13 protein-coding genes are annotated in these 17,543 nt (G+C 66.6%); 5 read left to right on the forward strand and 8 right to left on the reverse strand.

From position 1 onward, the window contains the following. Window positions 1–420 (forward strand): flagellar export chaperone FliS, encoded by a 420-nt coding sequence (locus SP6_RS08535; protein WP_007406182.1) that lies wholly within the window; start codon window positions 1–3, stop codon window positions 418–420. A 112-nt stretch (window positions 421–532) separates the two neighbouring features. On the opposite strand, the gene SP6_RS08540 is transcribed toward SP6_RS08535, so the two are convergent. The 5 genes from SP6_RS08540 to argH form a co-directional block, all read right to left on the reverse strand. Further along, complete coding sequence (locus SP6_RS08540; RefSeq protein WP_007406213.1) at window positions 533–1,486, reverse strand: zinc transporter ZntB; 954 nt, start codon at window positions 1,484–1,486, stop codon at window positions 533–535. Further along, window positions 1,483–2,256 (reverse strand): precorrin-2 dehydrogenase/sirohydrochlorin ferrochelatase family protein, encoded by a 774-nt coding sequence (locus SP6_RS08545; protein ID WP_007406188.1) that lies wholly within the window; start codon window positions 2,254–2,256, stop codon window positions 1,483–1,485. Before SP6_RS08545 ends, SP6_RS08540 begins: the two co-directional genes overlap by 4 nt. 160 nt (window positions 2,257–2,416) lie before the next feature. Continuing rightward, a complete protein-coding gene (lysA, locus tag SP6_RS08550) occupies window positions 2,417–3,679 on the reverse strand; it encodes a diaminopimelate decarboxylase (RefSeq protein WP_007406225.1) in 1,263 nt (420 codons plus the stop codon). After that, a complete protein-coding gene (locus SP6_RS08555) occupies window positions 3,679–3,915 on the reverse strand; it encodes a hypothetical protein (protein WP_007406212.1) in 237 nt (78 codons plus the stop codon). Before SP6_RS08555 ends, lysA begins: the two co-directional genes overlap by 1 nt. Beyond that, complete coding sequence (argH, locus tag SP6_RS08560) at window positions 3,912–5,279, reverse strand: argininosuccinate lyase (RefSeq protein ID WP_082052461.1); 1,368 nt, start codon at window positions 5,277–5,279, stop codon at window positions 3,912–3,914. The genes SP6_RS08555 and argH overlap by 4 nt, the downstream gene beginning before the upstream one ends. A 16-nt stretch (window positions 5,280–5,295) precedes the next feature. Here argH and SP6_RS08565 point away from each other — a divergent pair, with 16 nt between their 5' ends. Continuing rightward, window positions 5,296–5,889, forward strand: coding sequence for a TlpA family protein disulfide reductase (locus tag SP6_RS08565; protein ID WP_007406221.1), 594 nt, complete (start codon window positions 5,296–5,298; stop codon window positions 5,887–5,889). A 314-nt stretch (window positions 5,890–6,203) separates the two neighbouring features. Here SP6_RS08565 and SP6_RS08570 read toward each other — a convergent pair whose 3' ends face one another. Beyond that, on the reverse strand, window positions 6,204–9,149 hold the full coding sequence (locus SP6_RS08570) for a TonB-dependent receptor domain-containing protein (RefSeq protein WP_007406186.1): 2,946 nt from the start codon (window positions 9,147–9,149) through the stop codon (window positions 6,204–6,206). Window positions 9,150–9,363: 214 nt separating this feature from the next. On the opposite strand from SP6_RS08570, the gene SP6_RS08575 reads away from it, so the two are divergent. Beyond that, window positions 9,364–10,875 (forward strand): OpgD/OpgG family glucan biosynthesis protein, encoded by a 1,512-nt coding sequence (locus SP6_RS08575; protein WP_369397420.1) that lies wholly within the window; start codon window positions 9,364–9,366, stop codon window positions 10,873–10,875. Further along, window positions 10,872–12,671 (forward strand): glucans biosynthesis glucosyltransferase MdoH, encoded by a 1,800-nt coding sequence (gene mdoH, locus SP6_RS08580; RefSeq protein WP_042468860.1) that lies wholly within the window; start codon window positions 10,872–10,874, stop codon window positions 12,669–12,671. Before SP6_RS08575 ends, mdoH begins: the two co-directional genes overlap by 4 nt. A gap of 102 nt (window positions 12,672–12,773) precedes the next feature. On the opposite strand, the gene SP6_RS08585 is transcribed toward mdoH, so the two are convergent. Together SP6_RS08585 and SP6_RS08590 are read right to left on the reverse strand one after the other, a co-directional pair. After that, window positions 12,774–13,997 (reverse strand): IS256 family transposase, encoded by a 1,224-nt coding sequence (locus tag SP6_RS08585; RefSeq protein ID WP_042468862.1) that lies wholly within the window; start codon window positions 13,995–13,997, stop codon window positions 12,774–12,776. Window positions 13,998–14,111: 114 nt separating this feature from the next. After that, the gene (locus tag SP6_RS08590) at window positions 14,112–15,110 is read right to left on the reverse strand and encodes a ligase-associated DNA damage response exonuclease (protein WP_037569449.1); all 999 of its coding nucleotides are present in this window, start codon (window positions 15,108–15,110) and stop codon (window positions 14,112–14,114) included. On the opposite strand from SP6_RS08590, the gene SP6_RS08595 reads away from it, so the two are divergent. Continuing rightward, complete coding sequence (locus SP6_RS08595; protein WP_227876555.1) at window positions 15,109–17,541, forward strand: ligase-associated DNA damage response DEXH box helicase; 2,433 nt, start codon at window positions 15,109–15,111, stop codon at window positions 17,539–17,541. The two genes, SP6_RS08590 and SP6_RS08595, sit on opposite strands and share 2 nt — an antisense overlap. Window positions 17,542–17,543 lie beyond the last annotated feature (2 nt).

Genomic DNA, 17,543 nt, shown 5'->3' on the forward strand with positions numbered 1-17,543 from the left:
ATGACCTATGCGTCCGCTTTCCTGACCGATCCCGCCGCCGTCTATCGCCAAATCGACGTGGTCGGCCGCACCGCGATGGCCGACGGCCCCGCGCTGGTGCAGCTGCTCTACGAGGAACTGATCGCCGCGTTGCGCTCCGCCGCCTGGGCGACCGAGCATGGCCAGCTCGCACGCAAGAGCGAGCGGGTGACGCGCGCCACCGCCATCCTGTTCGCGCTGGAAGCGGGGCTCGACTTCGACAATGGCGGCGAAATGTCGATCACCTTCGCCAAGCTCTATGCGGGTGCACGCAAGCAGATCGTCGATGGCTCGCTGGGCCAGGACGCCAATGTCTTCCGCGCGGTCGCCGCCAATATGGTCGAGATCGCCGAGGCCTGGGAAACGGTGCGCAAGATGAATGCGGGCAACACCAAGAACTGAACCCCAGGCCCCGTTCAGCCTGAGCGAAGTCGAAGGCCATGGGAATTCCTTCGCCATCGAACGCGGACCATGCGCTTCGACAGTGCTCAGCGTGAACGGCGGGAGGTAAGGCTCACCGCCGGAACCAGTGGCGCTGGACGAAATAGATGACGATCCCCGCCGCGATCAGCGCGCAGGCGCCCAGGATCGCGTCGAACGCCCAGGGCTGCTCGGCATAGGGCAGGTTCTTGACGTTCATTCCGTAGAGTCCGGTGATGAAGGTCAGCGGCAGGAACACCATCGCCACGATCGAAATGAGCAGCGCGCGATTGTCGATCTGCTCCGCCCGCAAATCGGTCAGCGTTTCGTGGATCAGCGCGGCACGCTCGCGGATCGATTCCAGTTCCTCGGCCATGCGCGCCGCACGATCGGCGGCGGCGGACAGATGGAGCCGATCGTCATCGGCCAGCCAGTCGCCGGGCAAGGCCGCCAGCTTTTCGAGCGCCGCGCGCTGCGGATTGAGGAAGCGGCGATAGCCGATCGCGGCAACGCGCGCCCGGCTGACCGTGCGGCGCAACTGAAAGACGCGGTGCTCGTCCAACTGCTCCTCGCAATCATCCAGATCGTCGCCCAGGCTCGCCACATCGGGGTCGAGGTCGCTGGTGATGGCGGTCGCGAAGGCGGTGATGAGGTCGCCCGGGTCGACCACTTCACCACGCTCGACGCATTGGCGCACCTCATCCACCGCGAGCAGCGGGCGGCGCGTCACCGAATAGACCCGGCCCTTGACCGCCCAGATGCGCACTGAGGCGAGCATGTCCGACCCGTCGAGCGGTTCGCTGCTGCGCCCGCGCAGGTTCAGGAACGCCCCCTCGCCTACCGCCTCGCACCGTGGGCGAGTCTCGGTCGCGGTCAGCGCATCCACGACATAGTCGGGCAGATGCGCGGAATCGTGCAACCAGCGCTGGGCGACCGCGTCGTTGGTCTCCAGATGCACCCAGACGAGCCGCGCGTCGACCGACACCGCCTCGCGCACCCCGATCGCCTCGGCCTGGCCCTTGTCCAGGCGATAGGCAAAGCCGGTCATGCCGGGCCCGCCATCGACAGATCGACCACCTGCCCCTCGCCGACCTCGGCGGGAAGGCTGTCGCTGGCGATGCGCACCGCGTCGGCGCGTGCACGGTCGAGAATGGCGGACGGCACATCGCCGCGGTGATAGACGCGGTCGGCGGCGGCCAGTGCTCGTGCCTGGCGCAGGGTGAGATCGTCAGGATCGGTCGAGGTCAGCACGAAAGCCTCGACGCGCGCGCCCGGGCGATCGGCGCTCGCCAGCCAGGCATCGACGTCATGCTCCTCCGCCAACGGATCGAGCGCACCGCCCGGCGACAGTGCCGCCCCGATCGCCCGCCGCCGCTCCGCCCCATCGGGGAAGCGCGCACGCAAAGCGGTGCGGGCGGCATACAGCCCCTCGGCCAGCGCACCGAGGCCGGCGGGCAGCAATGTCTCCAGCCGCTGGCGAAGCGCCGCCGCCAGGCCCGCCGACACGCCGCCCGTCCCGATCGCGATGATCACCGGCCCGCGCTCGACGATGGCGGGCAGGGTGAAGTCGCAGACGGCTGGCCGGTCCACCGCGTTGACCAGTATGCCGCGCGCCTTCAGCCGGGCGATGGCGGCTTGCGCCGCGTCTTCATCCTCGATCGCGACGATGGCGAGGGTGGCGGGGGCGTCCTCCCCCACGACGAGTGCCCCGGCACGGTCGAGCAGGCGGCGCTTAGCTTCGGCCGGCTCGCCCTCGCCGAGCAGGATCACCGGGCGGCCCCCCAGCCGGACGAACAAAGGCAGACTGGCGAGACTCACTTCGCCATTCCTCCCCTGTAAAGGGAGGGGAACCAGCGAAGCTGGTAGAGGGGTGTCACCGCTGGAGAGGAAGCGATTCCTCGCGACCGGTGCCCCCCCTCCGTCAGGCCTGCGGCCTGCCACCTCCCCTTCCAGGGGAGGAAGGCCGCAGGTCGCGCCGTCACTTCTTCAGCCACTCCGGCACGCGCTCGGCGGCGATGATCGTCTCGGCGGCGATGCGATCGGCGACGACGGCGAAGCGATCGCCCTCGACCATCACCTCGGGGACCAGCGGGCGGCTGTTATAGGTCGACGCCATGGTCGCGCCGTAAGCGCCTGCGGTGCGGAACACGGCGAGGTCGCCCGACTTCACCACATCGATCTCGCGGTTCATCGCGAAGGTGTCGCCGGTCTCGCACACCGGCCCGGCGATGTTGGCCATCATCGTCTCGCCGGTCGGCTTCACCGCGACGAAGTCGTGATAGGCGTCATAGAGCGCCGGTCGCGCGAGGTCGTTCATCGCCGCATCAACGATGACATAGGGGTTGGCGACGCCGGGCTTCACCCAGACGACTTCGGTCGCCAGCACACCGGCATTGCCCGCGATCACCCGACCGGGCTCGAACATCAGCTCGACGTCCCAGTCCTTGGTCACGCGTGCCACCATCTCGCCATAAGCGGCTGGCGCGGGCATCACATCGCCGGGCTTGTAAGGAACACCCAGACCACCGCCCAGATCGACGCGGGTGACGCGATGCCCCGCGCCGCGCAGTTCGGCAACGAGTTCGCCGACGCGCTTATAGGCGGCCTCGAGCGGGGCAAGATCGCCCAACTGGCTGCCAATGTGACAGGCAACACCCTTCAGGTCGATGCCCGGCAGCCCGGCCAAACGGTCGAACATGCCGAGTGCCTGATCAATCGGCACACCGAACTTGTTTTCCTTGCGGCCGGTCGAGATCTTGGCGTGGGTGCCGGCATCGACGTCCGGGTTCACGCGCAGCGTGGCGGGCGCGACGAGGCCGCGCTCATGCGCCAGCTCGGCAAGCACCGCGCCTTCTTCCTCCAGCTCCAGGTTGAACTGGCCGATTCCGGCTTCCAGCGCGGCGATCAGTTCGGCGCGCGTCTTGCCGACGCCGGAGAACACGATGTCCTCCGCCTTCATCCCCGCTGCCAGCGCGCGGCGCATCTCGCCGACCGACACGACGTCCGCGCCGTATCCTTCATCGGCCAGCACGCGCAGCACGGCGAGGTTCGGGTTCGCCTTGATCGCATAGGCCAGATGCACGCGCGGCAACGCGCTCAGGCCTTCGCGGAACACCTGCGCATGGCGGCGGAAGGTCGAGGCGGAATAGATATAGACCGGCGTGCCGACTTCGGCCGCGATCCGGGCGACGGGGACGTCCTCGACATGGAGTTCGCCGTTCGAAAAGTGAAAATGGTCCATCAGCGGGGGGGCAAATCAAATTCGTCCGAGCGGCGTTCCTGCGACTGAGTCATCAGTTCGTCGGACCGCTGCGGGCGTTGTTGGGGGGTCGGCGTCAGCAATTGCTGCGCCGTGGGACGGGTGGTCGCACCGCGCGGCGCGACCGGCAGCGGCTCGCCCTTGGGCGGTTGCAGCCGGTTGGCCGCGCCACAGGCCGAAAGGCCGAACGCGATCAGCAGGACGAGCGCCCGCTTCAAGGCCGCACCCCCCGCGCGGTGGCGATGGCGGCGCGCACATTGGCGGGCGCGGTACCGCCGAAGCTGACCCGGCTGGCAACCGAAGCATCGACCGACAGCACGTCATAGATGCCGTCATTGATCCGCGCGTCAATCGCGGTCAGATCGTCGATCGACAGCTCGTGCAGCATCACGCCCTTCTCCTCGGCAAGCTTCACGGCGCGGCCGGTGATATGATGCGCCTCGCGGAAGGGAATGCCGCCAACGCGGACCAGCCAGTCGGCCAGATCGGTCGCGGTCGAGAAGCCCGCTTCCGCCACGGCGCGCATCCGCGGCGTCCGGAAGGTCGCGCTCTCGACCATGCCGGTCATCGCCGCGATCGACAGCGCCAGCAGGTCGTGCGCCTCGAACACCGGCGGCTTGTCGTCCTGCATGTCCTTGGAATAGGCGAGCGGCAGGCCCTTCATCGTGACCATCAGGCTGGTCATGCAGCCCATGATGCGCCCGGCATGGCCGCGCACCAATTCGGCCGCGTCGGGGTTGCGCTTCTGCGGCATGATCGAGCTGCCGGTCGACCATTGGTCGGACAGCGCCACGAAGCCGAAGGGCTGCGACGCCCAGAGCACGAACTCCTCGGCCAGGCGCGACAGGTGGAGCGAGCAGTTGGTCGCAGCCTGCAGATAGTCGATCGCGAAGTCGCGGTCGCTGACCGCGTCCAGCGAGTTGCGCGTCGGCGCGTCGAACCCCAGCGCCTCAGCCGTCATGTGGCGGTCGATCGGGAAACCCGTCCCCGCCAGCGCCGCCGAGCCCAGCGGGCACTGGTTCATCCGCGCGCGCGCGTCCGCAAAGCGGCTGGCGTCGCGCACGATCATCTCGTGATAGGCCATCAGGTGATGACCCAGCGTCACCGGCTGCGCGGATTGCAGATGGGTGAAGCCCGGCATCACGCTGTCGGCATGTTCCTCGGCACGGATCAGCAGCGCTTCCCGCAAAGCCCCCAGCGCCGTCAGCGTCTCGTCGATCGCATCGCGCACCCACAGACGGAAGTCGGTCGCCACCTGGTCGTTGCGCGACCGCGCGGTGTGCAGGCGTCCCGCCACCGGCCCGATCAACTGGGCCAGCTTCGCCTCGGTCTGCATATGGATGTCTTCGAGGGTCAGGTCCTCGGCCACGCCATTGGCGGCATAATCCTCGGCGACCTTATCCAGCCCGGCGGCGATCGTCGCGGCGTCCTCGGCCGAGACGATGCCCTGTTTGCCCAGCATGGCGACATGCGCTTTCGACCCGGCGATGTCCTGTTTCCACAATCGCTTGTCGAAGGGGATGGACGCGTTTATCTCGCGCATCACCGCGGCGGGACCTTCTGCGAAGCGCCCGCCCCACATTGCGTTGGAGCCGCCCATGTCGTCGCGTACCGTGATCGCCTGTCTCCTGGGGCTGATGGTCGCCGGGTGCGATAAGCAAAGCCCCGCCCCGGAGCAAGCCGGCAACACCTCCAGCGGAGAAGTTTCGAGCGGCGAAGTGACCGCCGCCCCCGCACCCGAAGCACCCAAGCCCGCCGGCGCGGTCGACCGTGCCCACAAGGGCGAGGCGGCGCCCGCGCTGGGCTTCACCACCCTCGACGGCAAGCCGACGACGCTGGCCGATTTCCGTGGCAAGCCGGTGCTGGTCAATCTCTGGGCGACCTGGTGCGGACCATGCGTGGCGGAAATGCCGACGCTGGCCACCACCGCCGAGCGGCTGAAGGGCAAGGTCGCGGTGATCGCGGTCAGCCAGGACCTGGACGGTGCGGCCAAGGTCACGCCGTTCCTGGCCGGCCGCAAGCTCGACGCATTGCCCGTCTATCTCGACCCCAAGCTGGGGCTGAGCACCCATTACCGTGCCAATCTGCCGACCACGATTCTCTATGACGCGACCGGCAAGGAAATCTGGCGCGTGACCGGCGGCTTCGACTGGGCCGGCGCCGAGGCGCAAAAGCTGCTAGCCGAGGTTTAGGGGACAGGCCGCTGCCTTGACCTATGGTTTAAGCCCCCTCCCCCGTTCAGGCTGAGCCCTTCGGCTGGCTGGCAAGCCAGCCGCTCAGGATAAACTTCGGCGCATAGCGCCGAAGTCGAAGCCCACGCCGCAATCGCCAAGTGCTTCCCGTACCCTTCGACTTCGCTCAGCGCGGACGGAGGAATGGGGCGAGGTGGAGATGCATCCGGATAAAAAAGAACCCCGCCCGGCATGACGCCGGACGGGGTAGTCTGGGGTAAGATGCGCAAGCCCGCTGGTCGATGGGGGCGACGGATCGCCGCCCCGACCCGACATCAGAATTCAGCGGTCAGGCCGATGAACACGGTCCGGCCGACCGCATCGTACAGGCCCGGATAGGTGTTGCCGTTGCCGAACGAGGTCAGCAGGCCCTGGGCGATGATCGGCGGGTCCTTGTCGAAGACGTTGTTCACGCCGGCGCGGAAGACGATGCCGTCCTGCACCTTGGCGGTGCCGGCGAGGTCGAAATAGTTGTACGCCTTGATCCGGCTGTTGAACGCGGACGGCGTGCCGGCCAGGTTCGGGTCGGACGAGTTGCTGGTCAGGTTCGTCGCCCCGATATAGCGCCAGTTGAGCGACAGCGTGCCGACCTTGGCCGCATCGGTCCAGGTGAAGCGCGCCTGGTGCCGCCATTCGGGCGTCGGCTGGCCGCAGACGGGACCGAAGAAGCCGACGCAGTCATAGGAACCGAGCCCCGGCACCGGCTCGTTGACGAACTTGCGGTTCCAGTTGCCCTGGAAATCGACGCCCAGCGATCCGGCGCCGCCCAGCGGCTGGAGATAGTTGAGGCCGAAATCGATGCCCGAGGTGTGCAGCGAGCCCGTATTCTGCGTCGTCGAGACGATATAGCCCTGGTCGCCGAAGATGATGCCGCCGCGCGGATCGCGGTTGAACAGCTTGCAGAAGAACGGATTGCCCGTCTGGATGCACTGGCTGATCGTCTGGTTGACCGAAATCGAGCCGATATAGTCGCGCACCCGGATGTCGTAATAGTCGACCGAGAAGGTCAGGCGGCGCAGGAAGCTGGGCGTGAAGACGATGCCCGCCGTATAGGTGTCGGCGGTTTCGGGCTTCAGTGCCGGGTTGCCGCCGAACTGCGCGGTGCAAGTTTCCGCAGGGCAGTCGGTGATGCGGCCATATTGCGCCTGGGTCACACCGGTACGCGCGCACTGGGCGAAGGTCGCGGTCGGCGTCGCGGTGGCGCAGGGATCCTGCGCGCTGACATTGCCGTTGAACTGCGGCCCGAACAGTTCGGACACGTTGGCGGCGCGGATCGCGCGGTTGTAGCTGCCGCGCAGGCGGATGTCGCTGCTCGGCGCCCAAGACAACTCGGCCTTGTAGGTCGAGACGATCTTGGACAGGTTGCTGTAATCCGATCCGCGATAGCCGGCGTTGAGCGACAGGTCCTTGAAGAACGGCTTGTTCTGGATCAGCGGCACTTCGATTTCGGCGAAGACCTCGTTCACGTCGAACCGGCCCTCGGTCTCCTTGGTCCCCTTTTGCAGGGCGAGCGCGTCGGCCTTGAACTCCAGGCTTTCGTAACGATGCTCGACGCCCAGGACGACGCCAATGCCATCGTCCGACCAGGGCGACTTCACGCCATAGGTTCCCAGGTCCGCGCTGATATTGCCGCTGAGCACGGTTTCCTTATCGACACCGCGGGTCGAGGTCGGCGCGTAGATATAGCTGAACGCCGCGTCCGAAATGCCGTTGTAGCGGAAGATGTCGAGCGGCACGCAATTCGGATCGGTGCCGTCGATCACCGACTTGCAGGTCGGCGTGCCGTTGCGGTTGACGACCTGGATCGCACGGTTGGCGCGGCTCGGGTCGATATCGTTCGAATAGGTCTCGTTGAACAACACCGTCGAGAACAGCGCGTTGGCGTCATAGCGGATGCCCTCGGCGATCTGGCCGCGCACGCCGCCCGAGAAGCGGTAATCGGTATGGCGCAGATCGTCGCGACGCGGCCGTGCATTCCCCGCGACCGGGCGATAGCCGATATAGGCCTGTTGCGAGGCGTTGGTGCCATAGGCGTTGCCGCACAGGATCTGTCCCTGCTGCGCGCTCAGGAACGGATTGTCGCAATTGACCGTGTAGGTGAAGCCCTGGAACAGTGCGGAGGGGGCGACCTGCGAATTGGTGTGATCGTCCATGAACATGACGCTGCCATAGGCCTCGATCGCGGGCGTGATCTCGTACTTGGCGAAGGCACCGGCGGTGTAGCGCGTGTCGTTGCGCTGGAAATAGTTGAGCGGCGCATAATTGTAGCGGAAGCTGGCATCATAGGGGACCCAGGTCCGGTTGCCGTCACGCGTGTTGTTGAACCGGCCCAGATCGGCGCTGGGGCCGGTGATAGGATCGAACAGGCCATATTGGTTGTTGCTCGACCCGCCGCAGGTCAGGGTGGAATTGCCCGCGCCCGCCGGATCGAAGGCGCAGGACGAGACGTCGCGGTCGGCCTGCAGCACCGGCTTGGTGTCACGATAGCCGAAATAGGCGGTCACATTGCCGCGGCCATCGGGGAAGTTGGTGCCGAAGGTGAGGTTGACGTCCAGCTTCTGCCCATCGAGGATCATAGGCTGAGCGAGGCGGTAATTGGCCTCGCGCTGGATGCCGCGTGCGAAGCTGTTGTCGTTCTGGTGCTGGGCAAAGCCATATTGCACATCGGCGCGCACGCCGTTCAGATCGTCGCGCAAGATGAAATTGACCACGCCCGAAATCGCGTCCGAACCATAAACTGCCGAGGCGCCGCCGGTCACCACGTCGACGCGCTTGATCAGCGCGGTCGGCACGAAGTTCAGGTCGTTGGCCTGCACCGGCAGCATGCGCTGGCCGTTGATCAGCACTAGGTTGCGGTTGCTGCCCAAGTTGCGCAGGTTGACGCGCGCGGTGCCGTCCGACCCGTTGGAGCTGTTCTCGTTCGCGTCCGGCGTCACCTGCGGCAGGCGGTTGAGCACATTCTCGACCTGAACCGCGCCCTGATAGCGGATTTCGGTCGCATCGACGACAGTCAGCGGGCTGTTGCTGGTCAGGTTGGGGCGTTGCAGGCGGGTGCCGGTGACGACGATCGCCTCGCCATCCTGGGGTGCCGAAGCATCGTTTGAGGCCTTCGCAGCGTCCGACGTAGCTATCTGTTCCTGAGCGTGTGCCGCCGACACGGAAAGCAGCGCAATCGCAATCGCACCGGCCGAGCAGGCCAGTTTCTTGTAATTTTTAGTCACGAATGACCCCCTCTTTGGTCTTATTCATTGGAAGGCTGGCCTAAGAATACGCTCATGTCAAATATATTATACCGTATTTAGAATGCCATTTTGGGGAGGATGATCGGGCGGTCAGCGCCAGGCAACCGATCATCGCATGTTGCGTTGCACCAAAGGATCGTTGCGCCCAGCGAACTATCGAGCGTGACGCAGATGGAGCTTCAGGGAGCCGATGATGCAGGCCAATCGCCGCGAACTGATCGCCGCCTTCACCATTCTGGGACTGTCCCCGGCCATGGCCACCCGGCTTGCCGCGCAGACCCGGGCCGCCCTGGGCTCGGCACAGCCCTTTTCCTGGACGGCACTCCAGACCCGCGCCGAGCAACTGGCGCGCCAGCCTTATAAACCCCAGGCCAAGGTCGAGGCGGCGGCCGCAATCGACTATGATGCGGTTGGCACCATCCGCTATCGCGATGACCAGACGCTGGCCGGCGGCATCCGCCTGTTCCCGCTGGGCCGCTCTGCGCCCAACCCGGTCGGCATCCACATCGTCGAGAACGGCGAGGCGCGCAGCGTCCCCTTCTCACCCTCGCTGTTCACCGCCGAGGCGGGGCATGCGCCGCCGCTCGGCATCGCCGGCTTCCGCGCGATGACGGCGGACGGCAAAAGCGACTGGCTGGCCTTTCAGGGCGCCTCCTATTTCCGCACCGCGGGCGCGCAGGACCAGTACGGCCTGTCGGCGCGGGGGATCGCGATCGACACCGGCATCGACGGGCGCGAGGAGTTCCCCGCCTTCACCGACTTCTGGATCGAGCGGACGGGGGCGCAGGCCTATACCGTCTATGCGCTGCTCGACGGGCCGAGCGTCACCGGGGCCTATCGGATCGAGTCGGCCAAGGGCGCGAACGGCGTCGAACAGCGCGTATCCGCCATCCTCTTCTTCCGCCGCGATGTCGAACGCCTGGGCATCGCGCCCGCGACCAGCATGTTCTGGTATGGCGAGGGCAATCGCGCGGCGGGCAGCGACTGGCGGCCCGAGATTCACGATTCGGACGGCCTCGCGCTGCTGACCGGGGCTGGCGAGCGGTTGTGGCGGCCCTTGGTCAATCCGCCGCGCCCGACGCTCGACAGCTTCGCCGACACCAATCCGCGCGGCTTCGGGCTGCTCCAGCGCGACCGAGCGTTCGACCATTATCAGGATGACGGCGCATTTTACGACCGCCGCGCCAATCTGTGGGTCCAGCCGGAAGGAAATTGGGGCCGGGGCCAGGTGATGCTCTATGCCTTTCCCACCGCGTCGGAGACGGTCGACAATATCGTCGCCTTCTGGAACCCCGCCGACGCGCCCAAGGCCGGGCAGAAGCGCCAGTTCGACTACCGGTTGAGCTGGGGCTCGACCGACCCGACCGTGGTGCCAGCGGTCGCGCACGCGGTCGACCAGTGGACCGGAGCCGCCGGACGCCCCGGTGCCGAGCCAACGCCCGGCGCGCGCAAGCTGGTCGTGGATTTCGTCGGTCCGGCGCTGGCCGGGCTCGATCGGCAGAGCGGCGTCACCGCCGATATCTCCGTCACGCGCGGCAAGCTGCTGACCCAGGCTGCCTATCCGGTGGTCGGGCAGAGCAATCGCTGGCGTGTCACCGCCGATATCGCGCCCGAGGGTCAGGGCCCCGCCGATGTGCGACTGTTCCTGAAGCGCGGGACCAAGGCGCTGACCGAGACGGTGCTGGCGCCGGTCTTCCTGCCATGAGCCGACCCCATGCCATGATGCCCGAGCCGGCGCCGCTGGAAATGCCGGTCCAGCGGTTCGATGGCCCGCCGCCGCCGCACAATGCGCCCGAGCCCCGGCCCGGCATCAACCTATCCCCCGACGACATATTGACGCGCCGCCTGTTGCTGGTGCTGCTGACCGGCCTGCTCGCCACCGCCGCCTCGGCCTCGGTGAAGGAGGCGTTGCTCAGCGACGGATTCAGCCTGCTCGACGGTCTGTTGCTGCTGCTCTTCTTCCCGCTCTTTGCCTGGATTTCGTTCGGCTTCGTGACGGCGGCGATCGGCTTCATCCTGCTCATCTCGCGCGCGCATCCGGGCATCACCTCGGCCCCGCGAGAGGCCGCGCCGCCGACCGCGCGGACGGCCGTGCTGGTGCCCGTGCATAATGAGGATGTCGATGCGGTGTTCGACCGGATCGCGCGCATGGCGACGATGATCGAGCGCGCCGGCTCCGCCGACCGTTTCGCCTTCTTCGTCTTGTCCGATTCGGGCGAAGCGGCGGAAGCCGAGGAAGTCGCCGCCTGGGAACGCCTCGCGCCGCTCCTGCGCGTGCCGCTCCATTATCGCCGCCGGACCGAGAATGTCGGGCGCAAGCCCGGCAACGTCGCCGACTGGGTGCGCCACCATGGCGGCGCGTACGACTTCATGCTGATGCTCGACGCCGACAGCCTGATGGGCGGCGACACCATCATCGGCATGGCGCAGATCATGGAGCAGCGCCCCTCCATTGCCCTCCTTCAGACCGTGCCCATGATCATCGGCGCGACGACCTTCTTCCAGCGCTGGATGCAGTTCGCGAGCCGCTTCTACGGGCCGATCTCGACCGCTGGCCTCGTCTGGTGGTCGGGGTCCGAGTCTACCTTCTGGGGCCATAATGCGCTGATCCGCATCCGCGCCTTTGCGGAAAGCTGCGGCCTGCCCGACCTGCCCGGACGCCCGCCCTTCGGCGGCACGATCATGAGCCATGACATGGTCGAGGCGGCGCTGCTCCGGCGGCGCGGCTGGCGGCTGCACATGCTGATGGTCGAGGACAGTTTTGAGGAATTCCCACCCACCCTGATCGACCAGGCGGTGCGCGACCGGCGCTGGGCGCAGGGCAATATCCAGCATCTGAAACTGCTCGGCGCGAGCGGTTTCCACTGGATCAGCCGGTTGCAGCTATTGATCGGCGCCTCGGCCTATCTGATGTCGCCCGCCTGGCTGATCCTGATCGCCACCTCGATCGCGCAGAGCCTGTCCGACGATGCCGCCACGGTGCGGGAGGTGACCTCGACCCAGGTGCTGGTGGTGACTTTGGTCCTGCTGTTCGGTCCGAAGATCCTCAGCATCATCTGGGCGATGGCGGACCGTGAGCGACGGGCGAGCTATGGCGGGGCGAGAGCAATCCTGGCCTCGGTCGCGCTCGACGTACCGCTGTCGATCCTGACCGCGCCGGTGATCGCGCTGACCCAGACGATCGATCTGATCAACATCGTGCGCGGCAAGCCGTCGGGCTGGAGCCCGCAGAGCCGGGTGCGCAATGGCTTGGCGGCGGCGGACGCGATGCCGCGTTATTACTGGCATCTGGGGGTGGGGGCCGCGTTGGTGGTCGTGTCGTTCCTGAACCCGATGCTGGGGGCGTGGCTGTCGCCGGTGACGCTGGGATTGCTGCTGGCGCCATGGCTGGCGATGGAGACCGCCAAGGTTCGGCCGGGCGAGCGATTGGCGAAGAAGGGCGTGTTCGCGGTGCCGGGGTCTAGGGTGGCGGAGCCGGTTCGACCCTTGGCGTTGGCGTGAGGGACGGGCGTGGGCTTCGACTTCGCTCAGCCTGAAGGGAGCGAGGGAATGGATCTGGACAGGGAGTGTCAGGAATTTCGTGTGCGGGCGGGCGGCTGAACATTACGCCGCCATGGCCCTGATGAAGCGTTCGCCGAAGATGACGGCGAACTGTGCCTTGGCCATGGTCCACTCACGTGGTGGCATCCTCCACTCTTTTTCCGACCGGTTCAAGATCAGGTAGAGCAGCTTGGTGGCGGCCTCGTCGCTGGGGAAATGGCCGCGTGCACGGACGGCCCGGCGCAGTTTCGAGTTCAGCGCCTCGATGGCGTTGGTGGTGTAGATGATCCGCCGAACCTCGTCGGGAAAGGCGAAGAACGGGATGACCTCGGCCCAGGCGCGCCGCCAGCTCTGGGCAATGGCGGGATAGCGGGTTCCCCAAGGACCCGCCTCGAACGCAGTCAGGGCCTGCTCGGCCGCCTCGGCACTGGGCGCGCGGTAGATCTCCTTCAACGCAGTCGCCAGGCCCTTGCGGTCCTTCCAGGACACAAAGTCCATGGAATTGCGCAGCAGATGGACGATGCATGTCTGAACCACGGCGTCGGGGAACACGGCCGTGATCGCTTCCGGAAAGCCCTTCAGGCCATCGACCACGGCGAGCAGGATGTCCTCGGTGCCGCGGTTCCTCAGCTCGTTCATGACCCTGAGCCAGAATTTGGCCCCTTCGTTCTGCTCCAGCCACAGGCCCAGCACCTCCTTGGCGCCGTCGGCGCGGACGCCGAGCGCGATGTGGATCGCCTTGTTGCGCACCATGCCTTCGTCACGGATCTTCACCCGCAAGGCGTCGAAAAATACGAGCGGGTAGACCGGGTCGAGCGGCCGCTGCTGCCAGATCGCCACCTCGTCGAGCACCGCGTCGGTCACGCTCGAGATCAGGTCCGGCGATACGTCGATGCCGTACAGATCGTGCAGGTGTCCTGTGATCTCGCGGGTACTCATGCCGCGCGCGTACATCGACACGATCTTCTCGTCGAAGCCCGGAAAGCGCCGCTGGTATTTGGCGATCAGCTGCGGGTCGAAACTGCTCTGCCGGTCACGTGGTACGTCGATCGCCAGCTTGCCGGTATCGGTCGTGATCGTCTTCCGGCCGTAGCCGTTGCGCGAGTTGCCGGTGCCGTCGTCTCCGGCCAGATGATAATCCATCTCCGCGTTCAAAGCGCGCTCCGTCAGCGCCTTCTTCAGCGCATCCAGCAGGCCGCCCTGCGCCAGCGCGGTACCAGCATCAGCGCCAGCCAGCAGCTGATCCAGCAGATCGTTCGGTATCGCAGGCTCTTTGCGTCGGGACATTTCGGGGCTCCTTCTTTCCCATTATGCCCGCCCGCACACGAAATTCCTGACACTCCCATCTGGACACCAACCCCCGTTCAGTCTGAGCGAAGTCGAAGCCCACGCTACACCCCCTCAATCATCCTCATCCTCAAACCCCACCAACGCCAGCGCCCGCGCCTTCATCTGCCGCGTCTCGCACCAGTGGACCAACGCCTCCTCGCGCCCATGCGTCACCCACACCTCACGCGGTGCGATCTCGGTCAGCGTCTGGGTCAGTTCATCCCAATCGGCATGGTCGGACAGGATCAGCGGCAGCTCGACATTCTTCTGCCGCGCGCGCTGACGCACCCGCATCCAGCCGCTGGCCATCGCGGTGATCGGATCGGGCAGCCGCCGCGACCAGCGATCGTTGAGCGCACCCGGTGGGCACATCACGACATGCCCCGCCATCTCTGCCTTGGGCGTATCGGCGACCATGCGCAGTTCGCCCAGATCGACGCCATGCTCCTGATACAGCGTGCATAGCCGCGCCAATGCGCCATGGAGATAGATGGGTGCCTCATGCCCGCGCACGCGCAGCTCGGCGATCACCCGCTGCGCCTTGCCCAGCGCATAGGCCCCGACCAGCACGCAGCGGGTCGGATTGGCGTGGAGCCGCGCGATCAGCTTGTCGATCTCGTCCCCCGTCTCGGGATGGCGAAAGACGGGCAGCGCGAAGGTCGCCTCGGTGACGAACACGTCGCACTTCACCGGCTCGAACGGCGCACAGGTCGGGTCCGCGCGGCGCTTGTAATCGCCCGACACGACCACCCGCTCATCCCGATAATCGAGCACGATCTGCGCCGATCCCAGCACATGTCCGGCGGGCACGAAGCTGACATCCACCTCGCCCAGCCGGATCGTCTCGCCATAGCCGACCGAAACCCCGGTCTGCGGGCCGTAGCGGGCTTCCATGATCGCCAGCGTTTCCGGCGTCGCCCACACCGTACCGTGCCCGCCGCGCGCATGGTCGGCATGGCCGTGGGTCACCAGCGCCTTGGCTTCCGGTTCGGACGGATCGACCCACACATCGGCGGGAGCCACGTAAATCCCGCGTTTATGGGGCTGTATCCAGTCGCCGAGCTTGACCATGATACCTATATCCTTCGGGATGCTCCCCGGTTCCCTTCCCTCCGCCCTGACCGACTGGTTCGCCGCCAAGGGCTGGCAACCGCGCACGCACCAGTTGGCGATGCTGGAGGAAGCGCGCGCCGGGCGTCACGCGCTGCTGGTCGCCACCACCGGCGCGGGCAAGACGCTGGCGGGGTTCCTGCCGACGCTGACCGAATTGATCGAAGAGCCGAGCGAAGGGCTGCACACCCTGTACGTCTCGCCGTTGAAAGCATTGGCGGTCGATATCCGCCGCAACCTCGTCACGCCGATCGAAGAAATGGGCCTCGACATAAGGGTCGAGACGCGGACCGGCGACACGTCGTCGGACAAGAAGGCGCGGCAGCGGGTGAAGCCGCCGCACATCCTGCTGACCACGCCGGAATCGCTGTCGCTGCTGCTCAGCTATCCCGATGCCGCGACCATGTTCGCGGGGTTGAAGACGATCGTGGTCGATGAAGTCCACGCCTTCGCCACCGGCAAGCGCGGCGACCTGCTGTCCTTGTGCATGGCGCGGTTGCAGCACCTGTCCCCCGATCTTCGCCGGGTCGCGCTGTCGGCAACGGTGGCGGACCCGGATGGCTATCGCGCCTGGCTCGCGCCCGACGGCGACATCGATGCGGTCGGCCTGGTCAACGGCGAACCCGGCGCACCGTCGGACATCTCGATCCTGCTGCCGAAGGATCGTATCCCCTGGGCGGGCCATTCGGGCCGCTACGCCGCCGCGCAGGTGATGCGGGTGATCGAGGCGAACCGGACCACCATCGTCTTCTGCAACACCCGCAGCCTCGCCGAACTCATCTTCCAGGATTTGTGGAAAGCGAACGACAAGAGCCTGCCGATCGGTGTCCATCACGGCTCGCTGTCGCTGGAAGCGCGGCAAAAGGTGGAAGCCGCGATGGCGGACGGCCAGCTCCGCGCACTGGTCGCCACCGCCAGCCTGGACCTCGGCGTCGACTGGGGCGATGTCGATTGCGTGATTCAGATGGGCGCACCCAAGGGGTCGTCGCGGCTGCTCCAACGGATCGGCCGCGCCAATCACCGGCTGGACGAATCGAGCCGCGCGATCCTGGTCCCCGGCAATCGCTTCGAATATCTGGAGGCGCGCGCCGCACTCGATGCGGTGGAGGCGGGCGAACTCGACCCCGACCTGTTCCGCCCAGGCGCGCTCGACGTGCTGGCGCAGCATGTCATGGCCTGCGCGTGCGCCGCGCCGTTCGAGCAGGGCGCATTGCTCGACGAGATCCGCTCGGCCATGCCCTATTCAGCGCTGGACGACGAAACGTTCGAGCGGGTGCTGCGCTTCATCGCGGACGGCGGCTATGCGCTCAAGGCCTATGACCGGTTCAAGCGGCTGGTGCAGCAGCCGGACGGCCTGTGGCGCGTCACCCATCCGCAGTTCGTCGCACAGCATCGCCTCAACGCCGGGATCATCGTCGAGGCGACGATGCTCAAGGTCCGCTTCCGCAACGGCCGCCAGCTTGGCCGGGTTGAGGAAGGCTTCGCCGCGACGCTGGCGCCCGGCGACACCTTCTTCTTCGCCGGTCTCAGCCTGGAGGTAGAATCGATCGACGGCGAGGATCTGATCGTCCGCGCGACCAGTCGCCCCGCGCGCATCCCCACCTATGGCGGCAGCCGGATGCCGCTATCGACCAGCCTCGCCGACCGGGTGCGCGAATTTCTCGCGGACCGGCGCGAATGGGATCGTTTTCCCCCGGACGTGCACGACTGGCTGGAGATGCAGGACCGCCGCTCGGTCCTCCCTCGGCGCGGCCAGCTCTTGGTCGAGACCTTCCCGCGCGAGGGGCGGCATTACATGGTCGCCTATAGCTTCGAGGGGTGGAATGCCCACCAGTCGCTGGGGATGCTGATCACCCGGCGGATGGAGGCGCAGGGGCTGAAGCCGCTTGGCTTCGTCGCCAGCGACTATGCGCTCGCCTGTTACGGGCTGGAGAAGGTCACCGATCCGGCCAGCCTCTTCTCGCCCGACATCCTCGAAAACGAGTTCGTCGATTGGGTTCAGCAATCGCACCTCCTCAAGCGCGCCTTTCGCGAGGTCGCGGTGATCGGCGGGCTGGTCGACCGCCAACATCCCGGCAAGCGCAAGACCGGGCGGCAGGTGATCTTTTCGACCGACCTGATCTACGACGTGCTGCGCAAATATGAGCCGGGCCATCTGCTGCTCCAGGCGGCGTGGGACGATGCCCGGGCGCGGATGACCGATGTGGGGCGGCTGGCCAATCTGCTCGACCGGGCGGGCGGCACGATGCTGCACGTCGATCTGGAGCGGGTTAGCCCGCTCGCCGTGCCGGTGCTGGTGCTGATCGGGCGGGAGAAGGTGGCGACCGGGAGTGCGGACGACGATCTGTTGATCGAGGCGGAGGCCTTGGCGGCGGAGGCTATGGGAGAGTGAGG

The organism is Sphingomonas paucimobilis NBRC 13935 (genome assembly GCF_000739895.2).
In the GTDB taxonomy this organism is placed as follows: domain Bacteria; phylum Pseudomonadota; class Alphaproteobacteria; order Sphingomonadales; family Sphingomonadaceae; genus Sphingomonas; species Sphingomonas paucimobilis.